General features: G+C 69.9%; 21 protein-coding genes. 3 read left to right on the top strand and 18 right to left on the bottom strand.

Annotated elements, in window-relative coordinates:
- The first annotated feature begins 36 nt into the window (after positions 1 to 36).
- Complete coding sequence (locus ACGFNV_RS39665) at positions 37 to 519, top strand: DUF456 domain-containing protein (protein WP_393629591.1); 483 nt, start codon at positions 37 to 39, stop codon at positions 517 to 519.
- Here the strand turns inward: ACGFNV_RS39665 and ACGFNV_RS39660 are convergent.
- From ACGFNV_RS39660 to ACGFNV_RS39580, 17 genes are all read right to left on the bottom strand, one after another.
- Positions 467 to 1,945 (bottom strand): DNA-3-methyladenine glycosylase 2 family protein, encoded by a 1,479-nt coding sequence (locus tag ACGFNV_RS39660; protein WP_393629589.1) that lies wholly within the window; start codon positions 1,943 to 1,945, stop codon positions 467 to 469. The two genes, ACGFNV_RS39665 and ACGFNV_RS39660, sit on opposite strands and share 53 nt — an antisense overlap.
- A 95-nt stretch (positions 1,946 to 2,040) precedes the next feature.
- Positions 2,041 to 3,132, bottom strand: a complete 1,092-nt coding sequence (rsgA, locus tag ACGFNV_RS39655; protein WP_393629587.1) for a ribosome small subunit-dependent GTPase A — start codon at positions 3,130 to 3,132, stop codon at positions 2,041 to 2,043.
- Between the two features lie 459 nt (positions 3,133 to 3,591).
- On the bottom strand, positions 3,592 to 4,122 hold the full coding sequence (locus tag ACGFNV_RS39650) for a DUF4328 domain-containing protein (protein ID WP_393629585.1): 531 nt from the start codon (positions 4,120 to 4,122) through the stop codon (positions 3,592 to 3,594).
- Positions 4,123 to 4,354: 232 nt separating this feature from the next.
- Positions 4,355 to 6,388, bottom strand: a complete 2,034-nt coding sequence (locus ACGFNV_RS39645) for a glycoside hydrolase family 2 protein (RefSeq protein WP_393629583.1) — start codon at positions 6,386 to 6,388, stop codon at positions 4,355 to 4,357.
- Positions 6,389 to 6,457: 69 nt separating this feature from the next.
- On the bottom strand, positions 6,458 to 7,429 hold the full coding sequence (locus ACGFNV_RS39640; protein WP_393629581.1) for an aldo/keto reductase: 972 nt from the start codon (positions 7,427 to 7,429) through the stop codon (positions 6,458 to 6,460).
- The gene (locus ACGFNV_RS39635; RefSeq protein ID WP_393629580.1) at positions 7,426 to 8,493 is read right to left on the bottom strand and encodes a Gfo/Idh/MocA family protein; all 1,068 of its coding nucleotides are present in this window, start codon (positions 8,491 to 8,493) and stop codon (positions 7,426 to 7,428) included. Before ACGFNV_RS39635 ends, ACGFNV_RS39640 begins: the two co-directional genes overlap by 4 nt.
- Positions 8,490 to 9,872, bottom strand: a complete 1,383-nt coding sequence (locus tag ACGFNV_RS39630) for a hypothetical protein (protein WP_393629578.1) — start codon at positions 9,870 to 9,872, stop codon at positions 8,490 to 8,492. Before ACGFNV_RS39630 ends, ACGFNV_RS39635 begins: the two co-directional genes overlap by 4 nt.
- The gene (locus tag ACGFNV_RS39625; RefSeq protein ID WP_393629576.1) at positions 9,865 to 10,788 is read right to left on the bottom strand and encodes a hypothetical protein; all 924 of its coding nucleotides are present in this window, start codon (positions 10,786 to 10,788) and stop codon (positions 9,865 to 9,867) included. Before ACGFNV_RS39625 ends, ACGFNV_RS39630 begins: the two co-directional genes overlap by 8 nt.
- Complete coding sequence (locus ACGFNV_RS39620; protein ID WP_393629574.1) at positions 10,754 to 11,389, bottom strand: D-glycero-alpha-D-manno-heptose-1,7-bisphosphate 7-phosphatase; 636 nt, start codon at positions 11,387 to 11,389, stop codon at positions 10,754 to 10,756. Before ACGFNV_RS39620 ends, ACGFNV_RS39625 begins: the two co-directional genes overlap by 35 nt.
- Positions 11,377 to 12,672 carry a UDP binding domain-containing protein gene (locus tag ACGFNV_RS39615; RefSeq protein ID WP_393629572.1) on the bottom strand — a complete coding sequence of 432 codons (1,296 nt, stop codon included), beginning with the start codon at positions 12,670 to 12,672 and terminating at the stop codon, positions 11,377 to 11,379. Before ACGFNV_RS39615 ends, ACGFNV_RS39620 begins: the two co-directional genes overlap by 13 nt.
- Positions 12,665 to 13,621 (bottom strand): SDR family NAD(P)-dependent oxidoreductase, encoded by a 957-nt coding sequence (locus ACGFNV_RS39610; protein WP_393629571.1) that lies wholly within the window; start codon positions 13,619 to 13,621, stop codon positions 12,665 to 12,667. The genes ACGFNV_RS39615 and ACGFNV_RS39610 overlap by 8 nt, the downstream gene beginning before the upstream one ends.
- Positions 13,618 to 14,226 (bottom strand): SIS domain-containing protein, encoded by a 609-nt coding sequence (locus ACGFNV_RS39605; RefSeq protein WP_393629570.1) that lies wholly within the window; start codon positions 14,224 to 14,226, stop codon positions 13,618 to 13,620. The genes ACGFNV_RS39610 and ACGFNV_RS39605 overlap by 4 nt, the downstream gene beginning before the upstream one ends.
- Positions 14,223 to 15,224 (bottom strand): Gfo/Idh/MocA family protein, encoded by a 1,002-nt coding sequence (locus tag ACGFNV_RS39600; RefSeq protein ID WP_393629568.1) that lies wholly within the window; start codon positions 15,222 to 15,224, stop codon positions 14,223 to 14,225. Before ACGFNV_RS39600 ends, ACGFNV_RS39605 begins: the two co-directional genes overlap by 4 nt.
- The gene (locus tag ACGFNV_RS39595; RefSeq protein ID WP_393629566.1) at positions 15,215 to 16,282 is read right to left on the bottom strand and encodes a hypothetical protein; all 1,068 of its coding nucleotides are present in this window, start codon (positions 16,280 to 16,282) and stop codon (positions 15,215 to 15,217) included. Before ACGFNV_RS39595 ends, ACGFNV_RS39600 begins: the two co-directional genes overlap by 10 nt.
- Positions 16,279 to 16,974 (bottom strand): NTP transferase domain-containing protein, encoded by a 696-nt coding sequence (locus tag ACGFNV_RS39590; protein WP_393629564.1) that lies wholly within the window; start codon positions 16,972 to 16,974, stop codon positions 16,279 to 16,281. The genes ACGFNV_RS39595 and ACGFNV_RS39590 overlap by 4 nt, the downstream gene beginning before the upstream one ends.
- Positions 16,971 to 18,122: a DegT/DnrJ/EryC1/StrS family aminotransferase gene (locus ACGFNV_RS39585; RefSeq protein WP_393629562.1), complete on the bottom strand. Its 1,152-nt coding sequence runs from the start codon at positions 18,120 to 18,122 to the stop codon at positions 16,971 to 16,973. Before ACGFNV_RS39585 ends, ACGFNV_RS39590 begins: the two co-directional genes overlap by 4 nt.
- Positions 18,119 to 18,775: a transaldolase family protein gene (locus tag ACGFNV_RS39580; RefSeq protein ID WP_393629560.1), complete on the bottom strand. Its 657-nt coding sequence runs from the start codon at positions 18,773 to 18,775 to the stop codon at positions 18,119 to 18,121. The genes ACGFNV_RS39585 and ACGFNV_RS39580 overlap by 4 nt, the downstream gene beginning before the upstream one ends.
- 247 nt (positions 18,776 to 19,022) lie before the next feature.
- Here ACGFNV_RS39580 and ACGFNV_RS39575 point away from each other — a divergent pair, with 247 nt between their 5' ends.
- Positions 19,023 to 20,882 carry an ABC transporter ATP-binding protein gene (locus tag ACGFNV_RS39575; protein ID WP_393629558.1) on the top strand — a complete coding sequence of 620 codons (1,860 nt, stop codon included), beginning with the start codon at positions 19,023 to 19,025 and terminating at the stop codon, positions 20,880 to 20,882.
- Positions 20,879 to 22,702: an ABC transporter ATP-binding protein gene (locus ACGFNV_RS39570; protein WP_393629556.1), complete on the top strand. Its 1,824-nt coding sequence runs from the start codon at positions 20,879 to 20,881 to the stop codon at positions 22,700 to 22,702. The genes ACGFNV_RS39575 and ACGFNV_RS39570 overlap by 4 nt, the downstream gene beginning before the upstream one ends.
- Here the strand turns inward: ACGFNV_RS39570 and ACGFNV_RS39565 are convergent.
- Entirely contained in the window at positions 22,699 to 23,364 is a 666-nt protein-coding gene (locus ACGFNV_RS39565) for a response regulator transcription factor (protein ID WP_393629554.1), read from the bottom strand. The genes ACGFNV_RS39570 and ACGFNV_RS39565 overlap by 4 nt on opposite strands.
- Positions 23,365 to 23,371: the final 7 nt, after the last annotated feature.

Genomic DNA, 23,371 nt, shown 5'->3' with positions numbered 1-23,371 from the left:
TCTGCGAGGTCTCCCGCCCTCGGGCAGGCTGAACAGATGGGAGTGTGGGAACTCCTGCTGGTCGGTCTGGTCATCCTGCTCGGCCTGTGCGGAGTGCTGGTGCCCGGCGTACCGGGCTCCTGGCTGGTGTGGTCCGCGGTCCTGTGGTGGGCGTTGAAGGATCCCCAGCCGGTCGCCTGGGGCGTCCTGGTGGGGGCCACCGTGGCCCTGCTCCTCTCCCAGGTGGCCCGCTGGGCCCTGCCGCCCCGACGGCTGCGCCCGGGCGACATCCCCCGGCGGACTGCGGTCTACGCCGGAACCGGCTCGTTCCTCGGCTTCTTCCTGATCCCCGTGCTGGGCGCGATCCCCGGCTTCCTGGGCGGCATCTACCTGGCCGAGCGGCTCCGCCTGGGCCGCCCCGGCGCGGCACGTGCGGCCCTGCGCACGGTGATGCGCTCGGGCGGCTGGAGCATTCTGGCGGAGCTGTTCACCTGCCAGCTGATCGCGGCGGCGTGGCTGGTGGCCGTGCTGTGGGGGTGAACGGGCCGCCCTCGCCCGGCCGGGGCATCGGCGTCTCCCCCGCCGCGCGCAGATGGTGCAGGGCGTACGTGCGCCAGGGGCGCCAGCTGTCGGGGGCGTCCACGTCCGGTGGCGCCGTGTCGGGGTCGCCGAGGGCACGGGCGCGGACGACGGCGACCGTGGCGGGGTCCAGGCCGGGCAGCGCGCGCAGTGCCGCTTGCGCCTCGTCCCGGTCGGCGCCCGCGTCCAGCCGTACGGTGCCGTCGGCGAGGGCGGCGGCGAGCGTGCCGAGGGTGCCGTGCGGCTCGGCCTCCGCGAGGGCGGCCGGCTCGGGGAAGGCATGGGTGAGGGTGCCGCAGGGGGCGTCGAGCATCTTGCCGTGGGCGTACACCAGCCGTGCGGCCTCTTCGGGCCCCACCAGCGCCCGTACGGCCGCTTCCTCCGGGTCGGCGGCGCCCGGTGACCGCAGCCCGGGCCGTGCGGCGACCAGCGGGGCGAGGTGCGGGTCGGCGCCGAGCCGCTCGTCGACGGCGTACGGGTCGGCGTCGAGGTCGAACAGCCGCCGCAGCCGCTGCACGGCGGTGCTGAGGTCCCGTGGATCGGTGAGGTGCAGCCGTGCGTCCAGCCAGCCGCCGGGGTGGGCGGCGAGCCCCTCCTTCGCGGCGCCCGGGCGCTCGTCGACGGCGACGATGCCGGTGCCGTACGGCAGTCGGAGCGTACGGCGGTAGGTGCGGTCCCCCGGTGCCCCGCTCACCTCCTCGACGCCGGTGACGGCCTCCCGCTGGAGCAGGTCGAAGACGGCTGCGGCGTGGTACGGGCCCCGGTGGGCGAGCCGCAGCGGTATCCCGGCGGTCGGCGTGGCCGCACGACGGGCCGCACGGCCGCTCCGGGGTGCGGCCGCCCGCAGCGCGCTGGGCGTCACGGCGTACACCGCCCGGATCGTGTCGTTGAACTGCCGCACGCTGCCGCACCCGGACGCGAAGGCGATCTCCGTGACCGGCAGGTCCGTCGTCTGCAGCAGGACCCGAGCGGCGTGCGCCCGCTGCGCCCGGGCGAGTGCGACGGGCCCGGCGCCCAGCTCCGCGGTGAGCTGCCGCTGCACCTGCCGGGCGCTGTACCCCAGCCGCACGGCGAGCCCGGCGACGCCCTCCCGGTCGACGACGCCGTCCCCGATGAGCCGCATGGCCCGTCCCACGACGTCGGCGCGCACGTTCCACTCCGCGGAGCCGGGCGCGGCGTCCGGACGGCACCGCCGGCAGGCCCGGAACCCCGAGCCCTGCGCGGCGGCGGCCGTCGCGAAGAACCGCACGTTGCACCGCTTCGGCGTCACCGCCGGGCAGCTGGGCCGGCAGTAGATCCCGGTCGTCACGACAGCGAAGAAGAACTCCCCGTCGAACCGGGCGTCCCGGCTCCGCACGGCTTCGTACCTGCTGTCCTCGTCCGTCATACGCTCCATTCTGGGCGAGGATCAGGGGCCGGGTCTGGCGGAAATCGGACACGACGTTCCCACCCGCCCCACCCGGCCCCGGCTCAGGGGCGCCCCTAGCGCCAGCGCCCCCGCTTCGCCTCCATCGCCGCCTTGCCCTCCGCCCCCTTCCGCTTCCAGTCCCGGCGGATCTCCGCCCGGACCCGGGCGTCCGTCTTGGCGACGATGCGCTGGTTCTCCCGCATCAGCTTGCGGTAGCTGTCCAGCCGTCGTTCGGGCAGTTCGCCGGTGTCGATGGCGGCGAGGACCGCGCAGCCGGGCTCGCTCTCGTGGGCGCAGTCGTGGAAGCGGCACCGGGCGGCCAGTTCCTCGATCTCCGCGAACACCTGGCCGACACCGGTCTCGGCGTCCCACAGTCCGACACCGCGCAGCCCGGGGGTGTCGATCAGCACGCCGCCGCCGGGCAGGGCGAGCAGGTTGCGGGTGGTGGTCGTGTGGCGTCCCTTGCCGTCGACGTCACGGGCGGCCTGTACGTCCATCACCTCCTCGCCGACCAGCGCGTTGGCGAGCGTCGACTTGCCCGCGCCGGACTGCCCGAGCAGCACGGACGTCCCGCCCGCGACCACGGCGGCCAGGACGTCGAGCCCCTCCCCGGCCTCCGCGCTGACGGGCAGCACGGCGACCCCGGGCGCGCTGGTCTCCACGTCCTGGACGAGATGGGCGAGGGTGACCGCGTCCGGGACCAGGTCGGCCTTGGTGAGCGCGACCACGGGCTGTGCCCCGGACTCCCAGGCGAGTGCCAGGAACCGTTCGATGCGGCCCAGGTCGAGTTCGACGGCGAGCGACACCGCGATGATCGCGTGGTCGACGTTGGCCGCGAGGATCTGCCCCTCGGACCGCTTGGAGGAGGTGGAGCGCACGAAGGCGGTACGGCGCGGCAGGTACGTCCGTACGTAGCGCGGGTTCCCGGAGGGTTCGAGGGCGACCCAGTCGCCGGTGCAGACGACCCGCAGCGGGTCGTGCGGGGTGACGAACGCGGTGTCGGCCCGCACGGTCCCGTCGGCGGTGACCACGTCGCACTGTCCGCGGTCGACCCGCACCACGCGCCCGGGCAGCAGCCCCTCGGCGTCGTGCGGGGTGAACGCGTCGGCCCAGTCCTGGTCCCAGCCGTACGCGGCCAACGCGGAGAAAGCAGGGGTGGAAGTCAAGGGTGACCCTTCACAAGGGCGGCCCCGGCGAGCGCGCTGTGGTGCGCGCGAAGGAGTGTGAGGTCAGCCGGTGGCCACGGAGGTGGACTTGATGAACTCCTGGATGCGGGCAGCGCCCATCTCAGTGACAGCCATCGGTCGACACCTCCTACTACTCACTTGTGCGGCGACCGCGGCGCGTGGCCGCGGTCGAAGACGTCGTAACTCTATCCGGACCCCACGGTGGTGGGTCAACGCATTTAAGCGCTTCTGCGATGCAACCTGTGGACCTCAAGAGGCCCCGCAGCCCCGCCCGTTCAGCGTGAAGTCCACCGGTACCGAGTTCGTGCCGTGCCACGACGCGAGGAAGCCGAGGGACAGCCGGACTCGACGGACAGGTCGATTCACCCGAACTGACACTTCATTGCGAACCGGACATCGGGCGACTACGCCGAAGCCCTGGCCGCGGGGGGGACTGCCTCACGCCTGGGCGAGAGGTGCGATCGGGGCGGTGGTGCCGAGCGCGGCGCTCTGCAGCGCGGTGATGCGCTCGATGACGAGCCCCAGCAGCACGGCCGCCGCGATCATGAGCGCCTCCGCCGCCACGAGGAGGGCCATCGACCCCGGGGCCACCCGGCCCCCCACCACGAGCACCACCGCGTGCGCGATCCAGGCGCCCCACCACAGGTTCACCAGTGTCGTGTCTCGTTTCTGCCCCCACGACGCGGAGCTCGCGCGCCCGATGTCGAGGACGAACTGGCGCGGGACAAAGAAGTTGACCACCGGTATGAACCACGCGCCGATCGTCCAGCCCCGACTCGGGACCGAGGCCTCGGGAGACAGCTCCTGGGCATTGCGCCGGGCCCGGGCGAGCCACACGAGGAACAGCACGATCGCAAGAGTCATCAGATAGAGGAAGATCATGGAGATGAAGCCCGACTGATGCAGGGACACATCCGTGTGGCGCAGGTAGTGGTCCCGGACTGCCGCCGCGCGGAACACGTCCGCCACGGCGGCCGCCGCTATCGCCGCCTGCGCGGAGCGGGCAAGGATCCAGGCCGCCCGCCCCGGGATCCCCCAGCAGCCAGTCGAACTTGTGCTGGGTCATTGCCGTCTCACCGAGCACCTGGTTGCACAGGCCGACTACGTACGCCTCATCACTGTCATCTCTCGCTCCCATGGCCGCGCATCATGTCACGTGAAACTCCCCCCTGTCGGCACTCACTCATGGTGCCCCCAGCAGCTACTCAGGTGGACCGGTCTCGAGTGTCCAGGTGACGGTGTCGGTGTGAACGGTGTCGCCGATGGCCGCTGTCACGATCACTGTGTTGTCACCGGGCTTCAGCACTACATCGGGCCACTTGAAGATGTGGTCGGCGCTGCTCCGGGTGCCGAGGAAGGTGCCGTTGACTGTGGCCGCAACCTGACTGGCGTTGGAGTAGACCTTCAGCTCTGCCACTGCTTCGGTCCGGTGCCTCCAGCGGCGGCTGGTGATGTGAAGCGTGGGTGACGATGCCCAGTTGGCCTTGTACCAGTAGAAGGCGTCCTTGCGGACCGCCCGATCGCGGGTGATCAGCCCCTTGTCGTTTATCCCGGGCTGGCTTCCCTCATCGCGCCTGTCGGAGGCGAAGTCGAACATGCTCCATACAAACGTGCCCCAGATGTACGGTCGCGCTTCGAGTTGCTGCCAGGCGGCTTCGTGGAGAAGGGCCTGGTATTCCTCCGGGTGGAAAGGGCCGTCCCAGACCGGTGCGGCCGAACTGGACGCGTGCTGCTCGATGTTGGCCCCGGCGCCGTACTCCGAGACCGCGATCTTGCGGTCGGGGTGGTTCTCGTGGAACGCGTCGGCCCACGCACCGAGCACGCCGTCATCGGCGTCCTCGTACCAGCCGTAGTACTTGTTGAAGCCGCACGTCTGTGTGTGCAGCCCAACCGCCGCGTTGTCGGCGCTGTTCGACGCGTAGGTGGATATCCGGTCCGGGTCCTCGGCTTCGACGACCGCGGCCAGACGGGCGAGCAGACTGTTCGCTGTGGAGTCGTCGTCACACTCGTTGCCGATGCCCCAGAAAACGATCGACGGATGGTTGAAGTTCTGCCGTATCAGCTCGCGCAGTTGGTCCTCCGTGCTGACGGTGAAGGCGGCCGAGTCACAGACATGGTTGATCAGCGGGATCTCCGCCCACACCACCAGGCCGCGTTCGTCGGCCAGCTCGTAGACCTTCTGATCGTGCTGGTAGTGCGCCATGCGGACGGCGGTGGCCCCGATCTCCCTGATGAGGTCGAAGTCGCACAGGTGGTCCCGGTGGTCGACCGCCCACCCCTTGACCGCCCGGTCCTGGTGCAGGTTGACGCCCTTCAGGCTCAGGCCGGTGCCATTGAGGTGGAAGCCGGTGGCCGCCTCGACGGCGACGCTGCGCAGACCGAAGGTTTCGGTGACCACGTCCCTGACCGCGCCTGTTCCGCTCGTCATGTCGTGGACCTCCACCGTCGCGCGGTAGAGGTGGGGATCCGCCGTGCCGTTCCACAGGCGCGGCCCGGCAAGGTCGATGGTCTGGATGATCTCGGAGCCCGCACCCGCGCCGATGACCTCCGCGGGACTGGTTTCGTCGGAGACGGCCGCCCCGTTCCCGTCGGTGACGACGGTACGGACAGCGACCGATCTCGCGTCGTCGCCGTCGTTCCACAGCTTTGTCGTCACGGTGACCCGCGCCGAGGCGCTGGTGACGTCGCTCTGCCGCAGATAGACGCCGGGGCCCGCGCGGTCGAGCAGCTGGACATGGAGCCGGTCGACGGCCCACAGGCTGACGTCGCGGTAGATGCCGCCGCTGAAGGTGTAGTCCGCGTCCAGCGGCGCGATGTCGGGATCGATGGCGTTGCTCACCTTGACCGCGAGCACATTGTCCTGCCCGGGGGACAGGGCCGCCGTGGCATCGAACCGGAACCGGGAGTACCCGCCTCTGTGCAGGCCGAGACGCGTCCCGTTGACCCAGACTTCGGCCACTTGGTTCGCTCCCGCGAACTGCAGCATCAGCGTTCTTCCCGCGAGATCGGCTGGAACCTCGACACGTCGGCGGTACCAGCCGATGCCTCGGTAGTAGTCGTAACCGCCGTTGGCGCCGTCGTCGGCGTTCCAGGTGTGGGGAGTGCTCACCACGGCCCAGCCATGGTCGTCGAACTCCGGTGCCTGCGCACCGGCGACGTCGGTCCTGACGAACCTCCAGTCGGTGTTGAGATCGATCCGCACTCGTGGGTCCTGACGGGCGGGGAGTTCCGTCATGCCCGGCCTCACTTCGTCGTCCACCCCTGCTGTCCTCCGTCCGACAGGGCTGCCACCCATGCGCGTTCGTCAGGTCGCGTAGTGCTCGAGCACGGTCTGTCCCGGCGGCAGGATGGCGTCGATCCGAACGTCCGCACCGGGGGGCAGCTCGGTGGAGACGCCGTCGAGGTACGTGTCGAACTGGTCGACTGTGCGTGCCCCGATCAACAGGCTCGACACCAGGGGGCGCCGGACGAGCCAGGCCAGTGCCAGCTGGGGAAGGGCGAGGCCCAGATCCGCGGCGAGCCGGCCGAAACGCTCGGCGGTGGCGACTCCGCGTTGAAAGCGTCGCTGCGGAAGGACATTCCACCGGCGCAGCCGACCCGCGCCGGTGGACCCGGTGTATTTCCCGGTCAGCAGCCCCTCCCCGAGCGGACTCCAGGCCATCACACTCATGCCCCACGCACGGAGGGCGGCACCGGCCGCGGACTCGACCTGTCGCTCCAGCAGCGAATACGGCGCCTGGTCGGTGACGGCGGTGGCCACGCCCTCCCGGCGCAGCGCCGTCTGGATCGCGTCGATGTCCTGGCCTTTGAAGGTACTGGTGGCGACCCGGAGCACCTTGCCCGCCCGGACGAGTTCCGCAAGGACGCCGGCGGTCTCGGCCGCCGGCACATCAGGGTCCGGGCGGTGCAGGTGCAGGACGTCTATGCGGTCGGTGTCCAGTCGCCGCAGGCAGCCGTCGACGGCGCGTCGCACAGCCTGCCCCGACAGCCCCCGGTCCGCTGGATCCGGCCCGAACGGAGCGTAGACCTTGGTGCCCAGCACGACCTGGTCCCGCCGGGTGCGCAGGAAGGAACCAACGATGCGCTCCGACTCACCGTCACCGTAGTTGTTCGCCGTGTCGAAGTAGGTGATCCCGTGATCCAGAGCCTTCGCCATCAGGTGCCTGGCCTCCTGCTCGGGGGTGTCCCAGCCGAACAGCCACGTTCCGAGACCGAGGAGTTCTCCCGGGCGCTGTCGTTCCGGGGGCGGGGCGGGGACGGGACGCGTGCCGGTCATGCGATCACCCCTCCATGGTCGGTCTCGGGCACCGCGACGGGCTCGCCGCCCTTCTTCGCCGACTGGGCCGCCGCCACCCCCGCGAGGGAGATGTTCAACGAGAGATCGATGCCCAACTCGGCCGGAGCGCCGTCCACCTGCCGGGCGAACCGGCTCAGCATCAGACGTTCGGCTTCCCAGCCCTTGCCCCACTGGTCCGCGTACAGCTGGGAGGGTGAGAGGGGGTGCGTGTTCCACTGGCCGGACGCGGGGTCCTCCCCCCTTGGTTCGAAGACCCTCACCGGGCCGTCGAAGGAACCACTCGGGTCGGTCTCGAGGGACCAGGATTCACCGACCAGGCACCAACGGGTCACGGGGCGGGGAGCGAGTCCACTGTGTGCCAGATAGAACACCGCTCCGTGGTCGGTCTCGACCAGTACCGTCGGCAGCAGGGCCCCGGACGAACGTGAGTGCCGACCGAGCGGATCCAGACCCACGACTCTGCGGGCACGATGGCCGGTGGCGTAGAGGAGCGGCCCGAGGCCGTGAGTGATGTAGCGCGTCATCTCGTAGTGCTCGCGCCAGTTGCCCGGGGTGATACTGAAGTCCATCTCGATGTACAGACCTTCGCCGCCCAGGATCCCCTCCCCCGAGGCGAGGTGCTTGGCGGCGATCTGCTTCATGGCCTGAGCGCCGGGCAGGTAGCAGAAGGACTCCGCCATCTCCACCGGCACGCCGCCGCGCCGGGCCTCCTGGTGGAGGGTCCGGGCCTGCGCAAATGTTTCGACCATGGGGCACTCGACGAGGGTGGGGACGCCCGCCCGGATCAGCGCGACAGCGTCCTCCACGTGCCGCTCCGGAGGGGTGGCCACCACCGCGAAATCGGGACGCGCCTCGGCCAGAACGCCGTCGAGGCCGGCGGCTGCCACCACTGTGAACCGTGCGGTGAACCGTTCGACCGCGGATGACGAGGGATCGCAGACGCCGGCCAGCACCACCTCCGGGTGTCCTTGCATCGCCTCGGCCAGCGCCGTCGCACGCGGTCCCGCGCCGACGACGACGCAGCGCTTGGGCTCTTGTTTCATGTCCGCAGCCTTTCGTCCTCGGCCTGCTCGCGCGTCCGTGGGACGGAGGCGGACGCCGGCCTGGCGGTGATCCCCGGGTCGGGCCCGGGCAGGCCCCCGACGACGGCGAGGTGACGGGTCAGCATCTCCTCGAACGAGCGCAGCCAGTTGACCTTGAAATCATGGTTCTTCCGGGCGTTCTCCCACGCCGCTGTGCCCATCTCGACTCGTCGCGCCGGACTCAGTCCGTGCGCCGCACGCAGCGCTTCGGCCACCCCCGCCACGGTCCGGTCGGCGGCCACGACACCGGTTTCCAGGTGGCGGTTCAGTTCCGGGTAGACCCCGGTGGGGACCGTCGTGACGATCAGGCCCCGACGGCCTCCCATGAGGGCGGCTTCGACGGGCGCGACCGCCGCCGCCTCGGCGTTGGACAGGAAGGCCGCGGTCACGGTCCGGGGCCACTGGCACACCGCCGAGACGAACCGGTCGCTCATGCCGGACAACAGGACGGCCGGGGAACCGATCCGGCGGGCGTGCTCCGCCAGGCCCGGATTGGGGCGGGGATTGAGGACCACGGGGACGAGCCGGTCGCCGTCCGCCTTCGCCGCGTCGAGGAACAGGTCGAAGCCTTTGTAGGCGTCACCGCGGCCCCATGACACCACGAGATCCCGGTCCAGCGGGACACCGGCGTTCCGCAGCGCCGCCTCGATCTCGTCCGGCTTCTGCGGCGCGAACTTGGGGTCGTCCAGGGGGACACCCGCCCGCGCGAAGAGCAGCTTCTCATCGGGCAGGCCGTAGACCTGCTGGTACTGCTCCCGCATCCATCCCGACTCCCAGCCGACACACACCCGGTCGTCGACGCGTGCCAGATGGCCTGCCACGGTGTCGGCGTAGGCGTACGGCAGGCCCGCGTCGTTCTTCGGGCGCCGCACCGGCTCGTGGGTCATGTGGACGAAGGTGGCGCGGACCCCGTACTGCTCGGCCGCCCGCACGACGAAGCGTGGTGCCATCGCGAACATGGTCATGCCGCCGATGACGAGCACCGAGTCCGCGTCCCGAGCCAGGGCCAGGGTGAGCTGGCCGGCCTGGGCGCCGGTCGCCACCGAGTGTTCGAAGTGGTCGGTGTCCGACCCGTGGCGAGGGTCCAGCAACGAGTGGTACTGGACCGAGCCGTTGTGGACGTAGCGGTCGAGCGCGCGCTGGAGCGAAGCCGCGTCGGTACCCGTCCGGGCTCCGCGTTCGGCGACGTGCCACTCGACGCTGACGCCGTGCCGCCTCGCCACGGCCTCGGCCTGTTCGCGGGCGTCCAGAATGTTGTGCACATATCTGGCGACGCCTCCCTCGAACTGCCGGAAGCCCTCGTTGGTCAGGATCGTGAAGGCGACCCGGTGTTCAGACATCGATCTCCTTGGCAGTGGCGTCGAACCCGTGCCGGTAGAGGAAAGCCACGGCCAGGCGGTTGAGGCCCATCCCGCAGCAGCCGCTCCACAGTTCCTCTCCGTTCTCCGTGGTGATGCCGAACTGGTCGGTCAGGTGCGTTCCCTCCGAGCTGCAGCCCGATATCTCGCGCAGGTCGAAGCGCTCGTCGAAGTCCTCCGCCCAGTCGGGGCGACCGCGGTCGAGCCGGTTGCTGCTCAGCGGCACTTCGATGTCCTGCACGGGAACTTCGTCCGCGGTGGTGGCCTCCAGCTGCGCGTTCACCATGGACGGGATCTCCATGCACCCTTCGGCAGCCACGATCTGCCAGCTCAGGTCCCAGCCGGACAGCAACGACGTCAGGCCTTCGCGGACCGCCGCGCGAGTGGCCCGGACCTGCTCACGGGTCCCGAGGAAAATGTGCTCGACCCGCAGGAACTCCTTCGCCTTGATCGGGCCGTCCAGGTCCTCCGGGTGCTCGTTGCGCCAAGTCCAGCCGCCCATCGTCTCGACGATGCGGATCGGCAGTTCGGAGAGGGGGAGTGTGCTGCCTCGCAGGAGCTGGTAGAGGCTGATGCACTGCACCGGGTCGAGAACGAACGTGTTGTCCGGACCGGCCGGCATGAGCAGTTCCGGTGCGAACTGGGTGAGCCGGAAGTCCTCCAGGGCCTGGCGGGGGATCAACCGGGGAAACAGCCATTCCTCGAACCCGTTGCGCCGCGCTTCCTCCAGGAGCGGACGCTGAAGGTGCCGCAGCAGCTTGACCCACGGTGCGGTGTAGACATATTGCCCCTCGGTGAACTGCCTGATCCAGCCGCGGTCGAGAGCCTCCTGGCAGACGTCACCGCCGAAGAGTTCTCCGAACTCACCCGAGGAAGCGAGAATCGTGCCGAATTCCATGATGTTTTTCCTCTCTGGGACTGAGCGCGAGGGTGGAGCGTGATGTCTGAGAGCCGGCGCGGTGTCTGAGGATCTCGGTGGCCGCCGCCGACAGGTCAGGCGCGTAGTGCAGCCCGGGAACGTTGCTCGTCCGCCGGATGGTGGTGAGCAGTACGGCCCGCGTCCCGGCGTTCAGGCCGGCCTGGGCGTCGGTCGGCCGGTCGCCGACGAGATAGCTGAGGTGCAGGTCCAGCCGGTGGCGGCGGGCCGCTCGGTACAGCCAGTGACTGGATGGTTTGCGGCATGCGCAGCTGTCGGCGGCTCGGTGGGGGCAGACGAAGACGTCGTCGACCCCGGCTTCTGCGGCCAGCGCGCGGTGCAGCCCGTCCAACGCCCTGGGGTCGAGCAGGCCCCGGCTCAGATCCGGTTGATTGGTGATCACCACGAGGCGGCCGCCGGCCGCGCGGAGCCTGCCGAGCGCGGCCGAGGCGTCCGGCCGCGGAATCCATTCCTCGGGGCTGCGCGGTGAACTGCGTCGCCCGTCGCGCTCGACATGGTCGTTGAGCGTGCCGTCCCGGTCGAAGAACACACACCATGAGCCGTCCCCTCCTAACGCTGCCACAGGTCGACCGAGTCCCAGCCGGCGGGAGTAGGGACCCCGCTGTCCCGCTCGCGTGCACTGGTGCGGACGAGCAGACGACGCCTGGGCCGGGTGTCGCCGAGCGGAAAGCCGTGCGCAGTGGTGAACTCGTCGTGCTCGACCGTCAGTACGACGCAGTCGGCCGCATGGACGGCGTCCTCGAGGGCGTCGTAGCGGACGATCCCCTCCAGCAGCGCCGGCTCGGCGACGGGATCGAAGGCGGTCACCTTGCAGCCCATCGCCGTGAGTTCACGTGCGAAGCGTGCGGCGGGCGAGTCGCGCAGTGTCGACGTCCCGGGTTTGTAGGTGAGGCCCAGCAGACACACATGCCGGTCGGCCAGCCCGTCCAGGCAGCGATCGAGCACGGCCAACGGCTCCAGCGCGTGGACAGCATTGGCATGCGAGATGGCTTTGAACAGCCCGTCCCGGCCCACCGGAGCACCCGCTTCCCACAGCGCTCGCACATCCCGTTGCAGCGTCGCGCCCGCGTACGCCTCCCCTGGCCGTAACGGAGCGCCGTCGGCTATCCGCGCATCGGCCCTGACCCCGTTCATCACGCGTACGGGGTCGGCGCCCAGGTGCGCCGCGACGGTCCCGATGTCGTTGGCCAGGGTGATGCAGGCGGCCAGGTAGGCGTTGGTCCCGTGCTTGACCAACTCGGCCTCCAGCAGCGACAGACGCACGACGTGACGGGCTTCGACGCGGACGAGCAACTCCTCCACGGGGTCGGGGAGAGCGGGGGCGTTGCATCCCACGACCAGGCGGTGCGGGGTCAGGAAGTCCTCCAGGGCACGCCCCAGCCTGAGGTTCTCCGGCATGTGCACCAAGGCGGCGGAGGCAGGGGACAGCCCGGCGGTGTGAAGCACCGAGTCCGAGGTTCCCGCAGGTACCTGACTCAGCATCACCACGGGCCCCGTTCCGTCTGTGACGCGCAGCAGCGTGCCGGCGGCGAGGGCCGGACGGGTGTCCACGACCGTTCCGTCGGCCAGCGTACGGGTGTCGAAGGACACCAGGCTCAGATCGCACTCCCGTGCCACCGCGGGCAGTGATTCCTCCTCCAGCACGGGCAGCAGGGCGCCGTCGGCCAGCGCTTTCCCGAGCACCGGGGTCACACCCGGCTCGTTGGCCGTCAGCGAGCCGTCAGCGAGCCGGCGGAAGACCTCCCCGTCGGACACGTGGCTGTGGACCGTGTATCCCAGTTCCAGCAAACCCGCGACCGTCACCGAGGCGAGATGCCAGTCGCCCGCGACCAGCGCCCTAGGCAACGGTCTTCTCCGCGATCAGACGGCGGGCTGCCTCGCGCACCGCGTCCACGGAGGGCACGCTCGCGTGCCAGCCCAGGGCGTGGGCCCGTGCCAGGTCGAACTCCACCACGGGTACGTCCCCCGGCCAGCCGCGTGCCTCGGTGCCGTAGACGATGTCGGCGTCGACGCCGGTCTCCTCCAGCACGATCTCGGCGATCCTGGAGACGGCGACCGTGTCGCTGGTACCCAGGTTCGCCACCAGGACTTCGTGCTCGGGAGGTGCGAGGTCGACGAGGGCCCGGGCGCAGTCCTCGACGAGGAAGTAGTTCTTGCGCTGACGGCCGTCGCCGAGGACTTCCAGGCGGTCGGGACGAGCCGCGAGTCTGTGCAGGAAGTCGTAGATCACGCCGTGGTTCATCCGGCCGCCGACGACGTTCCCGAAACGGAAGATCGCAGCCTGGATGCCGTACAGGTGGTTGTAGGCGGAGATGAGTCCCTCCGCTCCCAGCTTGGCGGCACCGTAGACCGAGATCGGCAGCATGGGACCGTGGTGTTCCGCGGTGGGGCGGTGTTCCGGTTCGCCGTAGACCGTCGACGACGAGGAGAAGGTGATGCGCCGGACCTCGGCCTGGCGCATGGCTTCGAGGACCGACCGGGTGCCGATGACGGACTGCTCGACGTCGATCCAGTTGTTCTCGAGCCCGATCCGCATGTCGACGCTCGCCGCGAGGTGGATCACGTGGTCGACGCGGTGCTCGGCCATGCGGTCGGCGAGGCTCGAGGTGTCCAGGACGTCGAGTTCGTACACGGTGATCGCGCCGGCGCGTTCATGGTCCGAGATCCACTGCCGACCGCTGTTGGAGAAGTCGTCGACCACGACGACGGGAGCGCCGACGCGGACGAGGCGGTCGACGACATGACTGCCGATGAATCCGGCGCCGCCGGTCACCAGGACGCGAGGTGTGCTCATTCGACCTCCAGGTCGGACAGAGCGAGGCACAGGGCATGGGCGATCAGAAGGTGGATGGACTCGACCGCCGGTGTCGCGATCGGCTCGTCCGACACGGGGAGGTTGATGTGGACGTCTGCGAGATCGCCCAGGGCTCCGCCGTCGAAGCCGGTGATCGCGATGACGTCACCACCGCGCCCTTGCACGTAATGGGCGAGTTCCACCAGGTTGTTGGAGACCGTTCCGGAGCGGGAGCCGCCGTGCACGGAGAACAGCACCGCGGCGTCCCTGCGCCCGGGGCCGCTGGGCAGCCAGGGCTCGGCGAGTCGTGCCAGGGCCAGACGGGGATCGTCGTCGTTGGTCCACGCCGTGTGGCAGGCGATGTTGTCGGTCAGCGACAGCGCGCGGAAGTGAGGGGCATCCGGCTTACGGGTGAACTTCACCAGGTCCGCGGCGAAATGCGTCGCTGTCGAGCTGGATCCGCCGTTGCCCGCGGCGATCACGATCCCCTGGGTACGGCGGACTTCGTCCAGCACCGTGGCAGCGTGGACGATCTCCTTCTCCTCCAAGGCTCTCGTCGCCGTCGCGGCTCTGTCACGCAGGAACGGTATGGAGCTTGTGTTCATCGGGCCTCCTCGGTCACCCGTGTCCAGCCACCGACAGCGACCGACCGATAGGCGGCCTCCACGATGGCCAGGGAACGACGCCCGCCGGCATCGGGCTCGGCGATGGGGGACTGCCGGCACAGCGAGAGAAAGCACTCCCACTCGCACTGCCATGTCACGTCCGCACCACGGAAACTTGTGACATGGGTCTGGAACGGACCGTCGCCACGTTCCTCCACGGTCAGCGTCTGTTCGCCGTAGGAACCGCCGATCCCGTCCACCCGCAGCGTCGCGCGCTCGCAGGTGACTTCGAACAGGAAGCGATTGCGCCACTGGCTGAGACTGCTGCGCAGGTAGGCGACTTGCCCCGCGCTCGAACGAAGCATCAGGTGAGCGTCGTCCTCCAGCCCGTTGAGGCCGAAGTTGTGCTGGAGTTGGGCCACGACCTCGTTCACCGGCCACAGACCTGAGTCGACCAGGTCGACCAGATGGATGCCCTGCTCCATGAGTTGCCCGCCGGAGACGACAGCGGGATCGGCACGCCACTCGTCGCGGTATCCCTCGCGGACCCCGTAGCCGTAGATCCCGGCCGCGGCGAGCGGCCGGCCGTAGGAGTGATCGGCCACCATCTGTCGCAGCCGTCGTACGGCGGGATGGAACCGGTGGTTGAACCCGCAGTACAGCACGCGTCCGGCCGTGGCAGCCGCCTGCTCCATACGATGTGCCGCACCGGCGGAGGCGGCGAGGGGCTTCTCGCACAGAACGTGTCTGCCGGAGCCGAGCGCCGCCGTGGTGATCTCTTCGTGACTGTCCGGCGGCGTACAGACCAGTACTGCGTCCACGTCCGTGCGCTCCAGCATGCGCTGCCAGCAGCCGAGCGCGGCGCCTCCGTATCGGAGCGTCAGGCCTCGAGCCTTGTCGGCGTCCCGGTCGGCCACGGCGACCAGCTCGGCTTCCGCCGGCAGCACCGCGAGCCGACGACGTGCCTGCAGCCCCGCTCCGACGACTCCTACGCGCATGAGCCCCTCCAGCCGCCGGGAAACGCTTGGGACGCGCCGGACGTCGCCGGCCGTACAGGGGCCGCGGTGAGGCCGCGCCGGGTGACTTTCACCGGAACATGGGCCAGTCCCAGGCCCGACAAGCACGCCATGACCTCCGCGCGCCTGGAGCTGTCGAGCGCCACCAGCATGTGCCCGCCGCCTCCCGCGCCGAGCAGTTTGAAGCCATGGATTCCGGTCCGGCCGGCCGTGGCGGCGACCCTGCGACAGAGCTCGTGGTCCGCCGCGGGGTTCCGGCGTACCTTCTCCGCCCAGTGCCGCCGCAGGACGTCGCCGATCACGGCGGTGTCGCAGCTGAGGAACGCCTGCTCGGTCATCTCGGCCGCGCGCAAGGCGGCGGCACGGGCCTGCTCCGTGCCGGGCGCCGCAGCGGACAGGACTCGGGCCGCATCTCGTTGGTCGGGCAGAGCGAACACCAGCAGATCGCGGTCGAGCAGGCGCTCCATGGCGGTGAGGAGCGCGGGATGGGCCCTCGTCCGCACGTGCCCCCGGGACGACAACGACAGCCGTACCGCTCCGCCGACGGCTGAGATCCAGGCGTCCTGCTTTCCCACCGGTCGCCCCAGCAGCTCCCGCTCCAGCCGGAAAGCCGCTTCGGCGATGTCCGCGACCGTGACGGCCTGGCACTGGAACCGGGCGAGTGCGCCGAGCAGCGCGGCACAGAAAGCGCCCGAGCCGCCGAGTCCCGAGCCTGGCAGAACGTGGGAGCGGACCGACACATGGAACCGCGGCTTCCGTATCTGGAGAAGGGCGATCGCGGCCCTGAGATAGGGATGGGGATCGTCGCTGTCCATGTCCAGTGCGAACGCGGCGTCCCGGGTCGAGAGGCCGGCCCCGGCCGTGGCGAACCTGGGGGAGTCCGCCACCGCCACCCGCACAGCGAGATCGACTGTCACGCCGAGGACCCAGGTGGGCCCGAACCCGTACACCTCCGGCAGGTCGGTCCCACCGCCTGCCACGGTCAGGCGCATGGGCGCCTCGCACACCACCGCGGATCCGCTGTCGCTCGGATGCGTCATGACTGCCTGCCCACCTGTGTCAGTACACGCTGCGCGTGCTCCCAGCGGTCCGGCGAGCCGACCTCGACGATGGGTTCGTCGATCAGACAGCCGGCCAGCCGACCGGAGGCGGCGAGCCCTCCGAAGAAGTCCCGGTCCGTGTCGCCCGTCTGCCGCTCCAGGCAGACCCGGCGCAGCAGACGGCAGCCCCGATCGATGAACGGAGCGTCGCGGCCGGCGCCGTACCGGGTGATCCGCGGTCCGTCGGCCTCGACATTGCCGGGATCACCGCTGGCCTCGGCGGGCGCGGTGGCCATGACGCCCAGAGCCCCGGAGGTGTCCAGTACGGCTCGCAGATCACGCCAGGGCCCCGTTCGGCGGGGTGGCAGAACGTCCCCCAGGACGAGCACGAACTCGTCGGAGAGAAGACCGGCCGCTTCGCGGAGCGCGGCGATGGTGCCGTTCGGCCGGGACTGGCGGACGGTGTCGACACCGAACGGCGCGTCCCTCCAGCCGGTGGCGAACGCCTCGATGTCCGCCGCCCGGTGCCCCGCGAGAAGGAGCACCTGGTCACCCGCACCGCATCGCAGGGCATCGACCACGTGGGCGAGGAACGGCCGGCCTCCGACGGGGACCAGGCACTTCTGCCCCCCACCGGTGACGGCGACCATTCGGGTGCCCAGCCCACCGCACAGAACGACGAACTGGGTCATGACGCGGACGCTTTCACCACGTCCGTGAACTCCGAGATCACGAGCTCCACCTGGGCATCGGTCAGCGTGGGGTGGACAGGCAGGGACAGCAGACGGGGAAAGGCCGCGTCGGCCACGGGGAAGCCGTCGGCGGAGCCCACCCAGGTACGCCGGTAGTAGCTGAAGTGGTGCAGGGGCCGGAAATGGACACTCGTACCGATGCCCCGCTCCCGCAGCCGTGCGGCCACGGCGTCCCGGTCCCGGCCCTCCGGCAGGAGTACGGCGAACAGGTACCACGACGATCGGTCGGCCCCGGAGTCCGGGTGTGGCAGTTCGAGCCCCGGCACGTCTTCGAAGGCGCGCAGGTAGGCTTCCGCGACCGCCCTGCGGCGCTCGCGCATCCAGTCGGCCTTCTCGAGCTGGCACCGCAGCATGGCGGACACCGTGTCGGGCATGTTGTATTTCATGCCGGGAGCCACGACGTCGTAATGGGGAGACGGGCCACCTGTATGGCGGGCGAAGGCGTCCCGGTCTATGCCGTGTGCGCTGAGCGTCCGGGCGGTGCGGATCGTCTCGGCGCTCGGGGAGACGAGCAGTCCGCCCTCCGCGCTCGTCAGCGGTTTGCTGACGAAGAACGAGAACGCGGCGGCGTCCGCCAGGCGTCCCACGGACGTTCCGTCGCGCTCCGCGGGCAGTGCGTGGGCCGAGTCCTCGACGAGAGCGAGCCCCCGCTCGTCGCACAGGGCCCGCAGCGCGCGCACATCGGCCATGCGCCCGGCGAAGTGGACGGCGATCACCGCCTTGGTCCGCGGACCGACGGCCCGGCGCACGGCTTCGGGAGCCACCGTCAGAGTGCCGGGCTCCACATCGACCAGGACCGGTGTCGCGCCGGCGTGGACGACCGCCGCCGCGGTGGCGGTGAACGTCACGGTGGGGACGATCACTTCGTCGCCCGGGCCGATTCCCAGACTGACCATGGCGAGATGCAGTGCCGCGGTACCGGAGTTGAGCAACAGAGTGTGCGGCACGCCGAGGTACTCGGCGAATTCCGCTTCCGCGGCCGCGGTTTCCGCACCGGTGCCGATCCAGTTGCTCCGCAGGACCCTGGTGACGGCTTCGACTTCCGCTTCACCGAGACACGGGTCGGCGAACGGAACGATGCCGCTCACAGCTCCAGGCCCAGCGCGTCGTCGCGGAATTGGCGTGCCATCGCCAGACTGGCATCGCTGCTCAGCCATGGGCCGAGGACGTGCGGCGGCACGGTGACGACATCGGCGCCGGCCTCGAGCGCGTCCGTGAGGTCCCTCGGTTCACGGACACTGCCCACAAGGGCCCGGGTGCCGTTCCCGAGCCGGTCACGGCGTGAGACCAGCGAGGTGACGACCCGGCGCGGGTCCTCTCCGGTGTCCCGGGTCCGGCACCACAGCAGGCTCACGTAACGCGGGCCCACAGCCAGCGCGGCCAGGCCCTGGGCCAGCGTGGTGCACGCCGTCACGTTGACCGGGATCCCGGTCTCCACGCACCGGCCCACCACGTCGGTGCGGAGCCGGCCCGACGCGGTGACGAAGGGGATCTTCACCACGATCCGGGGGTCGAACGCGGCCAGCTCACCTGCCTGCTCGAAGGCTCGTTCCGGTTCCTCGGCCATGACCTGGACGTGCACCTCCGGTGCGCCGAAGCCGAGGATGCGGTCCGCAGCCGCCGTCGCCCGTTTCACACCTGCCTTCATGAGCAGGGTGCTGTTCGTCGTCACTCCCCGGACCAGGGCTGTGGCCACCCAGTGTGCGCACTCGGCATCGTCGGCCGAATCGAGGAATAACACGGCAATCCTCCTGTGCTCAGGGGCGCTGTCCTGTCGTGCTGCGGTCGATGAGCCACTTGATGGGCGACCACTGTTGTTGATCAACGTAGGCAGGTGAGGCGCTCTCGGGGAACCTGCCCGTTCGGGTATGCCCGTCTGCTCTGGCCGATCGGGCGCCCAACCAGGCCTGTACAGCGAAGACTTGGCTCGTATGCTGTTGCGAACCCGGGAATCGCAGCCATCGCGGGCCATCGACGAAGAGACGAGGATGTTGAAGGAGAAGCTCAGACTGCTCGGATTGCTCCGGGGAGTCCGTGGTCGTCTGGTCACCGCTCTTGTCATTGTCAGGATCATCGACCGGGCCGTGCCCGCCGCCGTGGCCCTCGTGGTCGCGGCGCTGGTGTCAGGCGCGGACGCCGGCGCCGGCGAGCCGTTCAGTGTCGCGTTGCCGCTGACGGCGTTCGGACTCGTCCTGGTGCTCGGCCACGCGGCCGAAGCCGTCGCCGACCCCATCGACTACTCGGTGATCATGCGGATCGACGGGGCCCACCGCCAGGCGGTGACCCGGCTGGCGGCGAGCAGCCCGACGATCGCCGATCTGGAACGGCCCGAGGTGAGAGAGCTCGTCCAGTTGGCGAGGGCCGAACCGGAGAACTGGTCGCAACGCACTCCGGGCATGGCCGCGGTGGCCCAGGTCGACCAGATCGCGAGCTGGACCGGACTGGTGGCCTCCTGCTCCGTCCTGGCCCACTTCTCCTGGGGACTGGTGCCGTTGGTGGTCCTCCCGGCGTTCCTGAACTCCTGGATACGCACTCGGCAAGCACGCGAGTTCGCCGGCACGTGGCGCTCCGGCCTCAGGGAGAACCTGCGCGCGGAGCGATGGCAGGATGTGGCGCTGTCACCCGCGACGGGCAAGGACATCCGGGTGTTCGGCATCGGCCCGTGGGTCGTCGACCGCATCAGGTCCCACCACATCACACGGTCGACACCCAACTGGGCCGCCAACCGGCGGATGGTCCGCAGCGAGTGGAGCCAGTTCCTCCTGGTGGCCCTGCCGTTGGCCGCGGCCTTCACGATCGTCGCGGTCAGCGCGGCAAACGGCCGCACCTCCATCGCGACGGAGACCGCCGTCATGACCGCCGGTGCCGCCGTGTTCAGGGCCACGCGGTACGGCGACAACGCCCTGGACCGCATGGGCGGGCTCGAGGTCCTGGGCGCCTTCGACACGGTGCGGGCATCGCTGCGCCCCGGCGGAACGTCTCGTGTTCCCGAGCCCGGCTCCGAGGCCGTGCCGGTCCTGGAGAAAGCGCCGCTCGTCCCGGCGGAGCCCCCACTGGTCCGTTTCGAAGGGGTCTCCTTCCGGTACCCGGGTGCTTCGCGCGATGTGCTGCACGGCCTCGACCTGGAGATCAGGCCCGGGGAACTCCTGGCCGTCGTGGGCTTCAACGGCGCGGGGAAATCCACGCTGATCAAACTGTTGGCCGGCCTGTACGAACCGTCCGAGGGCCGTGTCACCGCGGACGGAAGCGACGTCACCGGAGCCGGTTCGGACGCGTGGCACTGGCGTGTGGCCGCCGTGTTCCAGGACTTCGTGAAGTACCCCCTCACCGCGTTCGACAACATCACGCTGGGCCGGGGCGGTTCACCGGCGGATCCCGAAGCGGTGGATTCGGCCGTGCGCGAGTCGGGCCTGGACTCGGTGCTGGCCCGGCTCCCCCAGGGCTCGGACACCCCTTTGTCCCGTACCCGCACCGGCGGGGTGGACCTGTCGGGTGGCCAGTGGCAGCAGGTGGTACTCGCCCGGGCGCTGTACGCGGTGCGGTCGGGCGCCACTCTGCTCGTCCTGGACGAACCCACGGCGCATCTGGACGTCCGTACCGAGTTCGAGGTCTTCAACCGGCTGGCGACGCACCGTGGGAAGGCCAGTCTCGTACTCATCTCGCACCGTCTGTCCACCGTCCGCCAGGCCGACCGGATCGTGCTGCTCGACGAAGGAAGGATCACCGAGTCCGGCACCCATGAGGAGCTCATGGCGCTCGGCGGTCGCTACTGTCAGATGTTCACCATCCAGTCCGAGCGGTTTCGGCGCGGGCACCAGGACCGGCTTGAGGAAGGCAATCTGCCGTGAGGCGCTATCTCGCACTGTGGTGGGACGTCCTGAGGCTGTCCCTGCGCCGGGCCCCGGGCTCCACGTGTGCCGTCTTCGTGATCTACGCACTCGACGTGGTGGCCATGGCGGGCATCGCGCTCGCCCTCCAGGCATCGGTGGACGCGACCCAGCGCGGCTCCGTCTCCATGGCGGTGACCGGGGCCTGCGCCGCCGCCCTCTCGTACGGCGCGTCGGCTGCGCTGGTGGGGCTCAGCTCCAACCTGCCGGCCGCGGTGGCTGACAAGGTGGCCATGCAGGACCTGCATCCGCAGGTCTACCGGGACATCTGCACCATCGAAGGGCTGGAACACCTGGAGCGCAGCGACTACCTGGACCGCGTCACGGTCGTGCGCAACGCCGGCTGGGTGGTCGCGACCAGTCTCTGGCAGTCTCTGGCCGCTCTCTTCGCCGTGGTGCGTCTGGTGGTGTCGCTCGTCCTGCTGTCGTCCGTCAGCCCCTGGCTGCTGGGTCTGCTGCCGTTCGCGAGTGTGCCTCTGTGGTTCGACCACAGAGGCAAGCAGGCCGTGGCATCCGCCGAGGTGGCGACCGCGGAGTCGTACCGGTTGCAGCAGCGCCTCTTCGAGCTGGGCACGGATGCCGGTGCCGGCAAGGAGATCAGGGTGGCCGGGACGGGGGCACGGATCGCGGCGCTGCAGGCGGCGGCCTGGGACCAGGCCATGCGCCCCCGCGTCAGGGCACGCCTCGTGGCCGCGCTGTGGAAGCTCGGCGGGTGGCTCCTGTTCGGTCTCGCCTTCATCGCCGCGCTGGGACTGGTCACCGTCCGAGCGGCGAAGGGGCATGGCACAGCGGGCGAGGTGATGCTCGCGGTGACCGTCGCCATGGGGCTGCGCGAAAGCGTGCAGACAGCGGTCGGCAGCAGTACCGAGGCGATGGGCGCACAGCGTGTCATAGAGCCGTATCTCTGGCTGCGCGACTTCGCCGAGAAGGAGCGCGCCCGCCCCAGGAGCGGGGCCCGGGTGCCGGACCGGCTGCGACAGGGGATCACCTTCGACCGGGTGTCCTATCGTTACCCCGGGACGACCAGCCAGGCGTTGAACGAACTCAGCGTGGAGATTCCCGCAGGTTCCGTGGTGGCGGTGATCGGCGAATACGGATCCGGCAAGACGACCTTGGTCAAGCTGCTGTGCAGGATGTACGAACCGACCTCCGGGTCGATCCGTGTGGACGGAGTCGAGCTCGGAGAGCTGGACGTGGATCAATGGCGGGCCAGGCTCAGCGCCGCCTTCCAGGACTTCGGGCGTTTTCAGACGGTCTTCGCGGAGGGCATAGGCCTGGGGGACCTGCCGCACCTTGATGATCTCGATCGCATCGAACGCGCGGTGTCCGACGCCGACGCCGCCACACTCGTCTCACGCCTGCCGGACGGTCTCGGCACCCAACTCGGGCGGGAACTCGGTGGCATCGACCTCTCCGAGGGGCAGTGGCAGCGGGTCGCGCTGGCCCGGGCGGCGATGCGGGAAGAGCCTTTGCTGTTCGTCCTCGACGAACCCACCGCATCTCTGGACGCACCGAGTGAGGACGCCATCTTCCAGCGCCACATGCAGCGGGCCCGGCAACTGGCCGAACGCACCGGAGCCATCACGGTCATCGTTTCTCACCGGTTCTCCACCGTGACGGGAGCCGATGCGATCCTCGTGCTGGACCAGGGGCGCCTCGTCGAAGCCGGCACCCACGAGGAGCTCCGCGCCCGTGGCGGCCGATACGCAGAGCTGTACGGCATCCAGGCCGATGCCTACGCCACCCACGAGGGGGACGAACTCAAATGGAAGACCCCTTAGGAGGTGGGTATGAGGCCGTGGTTGACGGCGATGACCGCGGCGGCGGTGCGGTTGGGTGCCCCGAATTTGATCATGATGGATGCCACCAGCCGTTTAGCGCCGTGCTGAGAGATTCCGAGCGCCCGGGCGATCTGCTTGTTGCTGCGTCCTGATACAAGGAGGGGGAGGACCTCGGTTTCCCGAGGCGTGAGGGCCGCAGGGCGGGGTTGCGGCACAAGGGCCCATCGCTCACCGGCGACTTGATGACGAGAAGGCCGCCCCGACCGGTTGGCCGGCTGCGTCGACCAGCAGGCACTGTGCAGAGCGTCGGTCAACGACTGGGTATGCACCTCGGACACCAGGAGAAAGCCGTCGTACGGATACGATGCGCACCCTTCGAGGCCACGCCGGTCCTCCGCGTCACCGATCAGCAGGGTCCAGGGTTGCTCATGCTCCGCGCCGGGCCTGCATATACCGGGAGCCGCGGTGTGCCATGTGTGCGCGTCGGCGATGAGCACTCTCGTCCAGTCCGATGACCCCTGAGGCGCGGAGTCTACTTCTCCCGCGTCGCAGAGTGTCACCTCCGGGATGAGGGAAATCATTGCTTCGAGGCCATGGCGGATGAGTTCGTTTTCCACCAGCAGAATCACTCGGAAATCTAAGCCCCCGGCGACGTATGACATCTCGGGC

The sequence above is a fragment of the Streptomyces sp. NPDC048751 genome, assembly GCF_043198595.1.
Taxonomy (GTDB): Bacteria; Actinomycetota; Actinomycetes; order Streptomycetales; family Streptomycetaceae; genus Streptomyces.
Note: the sequence above shows the minus strand (reverse complement) of the source record. Positions and strands in the feature narration are given on the sequence as shown.

Coding starts and splice junctions, on each gene's coding strand:
- ACGFNV_RS39665 (WP_393629591.1), top strand. CDS start 37: ATGGGAGTGTGGGAACTCCTGCTGGTCGGTCTGGTCATCCTGCTCGGC.
- ACGFNV_RS39660 (WP_393629589.1), bottom strand. CDS start 1,945: ATGACGGACGAGGACAGCAGGTACGAAGCCGTGCGGAGCCGGGACGCC.
- ACGFNV_RS39645 (WP_393629583.1), bottom strand. CDS start 6,388: ATGACGGAACTCCCCGCCCGTCAGGACCCACGAGTGCGGATCGATCTC.
- ACGFNV_RS39640 (WP_393629581.1), bottom strand. CDS start 7,429: ATGACCGGCACGCGTCCCGTCCCCGCCCCGCCCCCGGAACGACAGCGC.
- ACGFNV_RS39635 (WP_393629580.1), bottom strand. CDS start 8,493: ATGAAACAAGAGCCCAAGCGCTGCGTCGTCGTCGGCGCGGGACCGCGT.
- ACGFNV_RS39630 (WP_393629578.1), bottom strand. CDS start 9,872: ATGTCTGAACACCGGGTCGCCTTCACGATCCTGACCAACGAGGGCTTC.
- ACGFNV_RS39625 (WP_393629576.1), bottom strand. CDS start 10,788: ATGGAATTCGGCACGATTCTCGCTTCCTCGGGTGAGTTCGGAGAACTC.
- ACGFNV_RS39610 (WP_393629571.1), bottom strand. CDS start 13,621: ATGAGCACACCTCGCGTCCTGGTGACCGGCGGCGCCGGATTCATCGGC.
- ACGFNV_RS39605 (WP_393629570.1), bottom strand. CDS start 14,226: ATGAACACAAGCTCCATACCGTTCCTGCGTGACAGAGCCGCGACGGCG.
- ACGFNV_RS39600 (WP_393629568.1), bottom strand. CDS start 15,224: ATGCGCGTAGGAGTCGTCGGAGCGGGGCTGCAGGCACGTCGTCGGCTC.
- ACGFNV_RS39595 (WP_393629566.1), bottom strand. CDS start 16,282: ATGACGCATCCGAGCGACAGCGGATCCGCGGTGGTGTGCGAGGCGCCC.
- ACGFNV_RS39590 (WP_393629564.1), bottom strand. CDS start 16,974: ATGACCCAGTTCGTCGTTCTGTGCGGTGGGCTGGGCACCCGAATGGTC.
- ACGFNV_RS39575 (WP_393629558.1), top strand. CDS start 19,023: ATGTTGAAGGAGAAGCTCAGACTGCTCGGATTGCTCCGGGGAGTCCGT.
- ACGFNV_RS39565 (WP_393629554.1), bottom strand. CDS start 23,364: ATGTCATACGTCGCCGGGGGCTTAGATTTCCGAGTGATTCTGCTGGTG.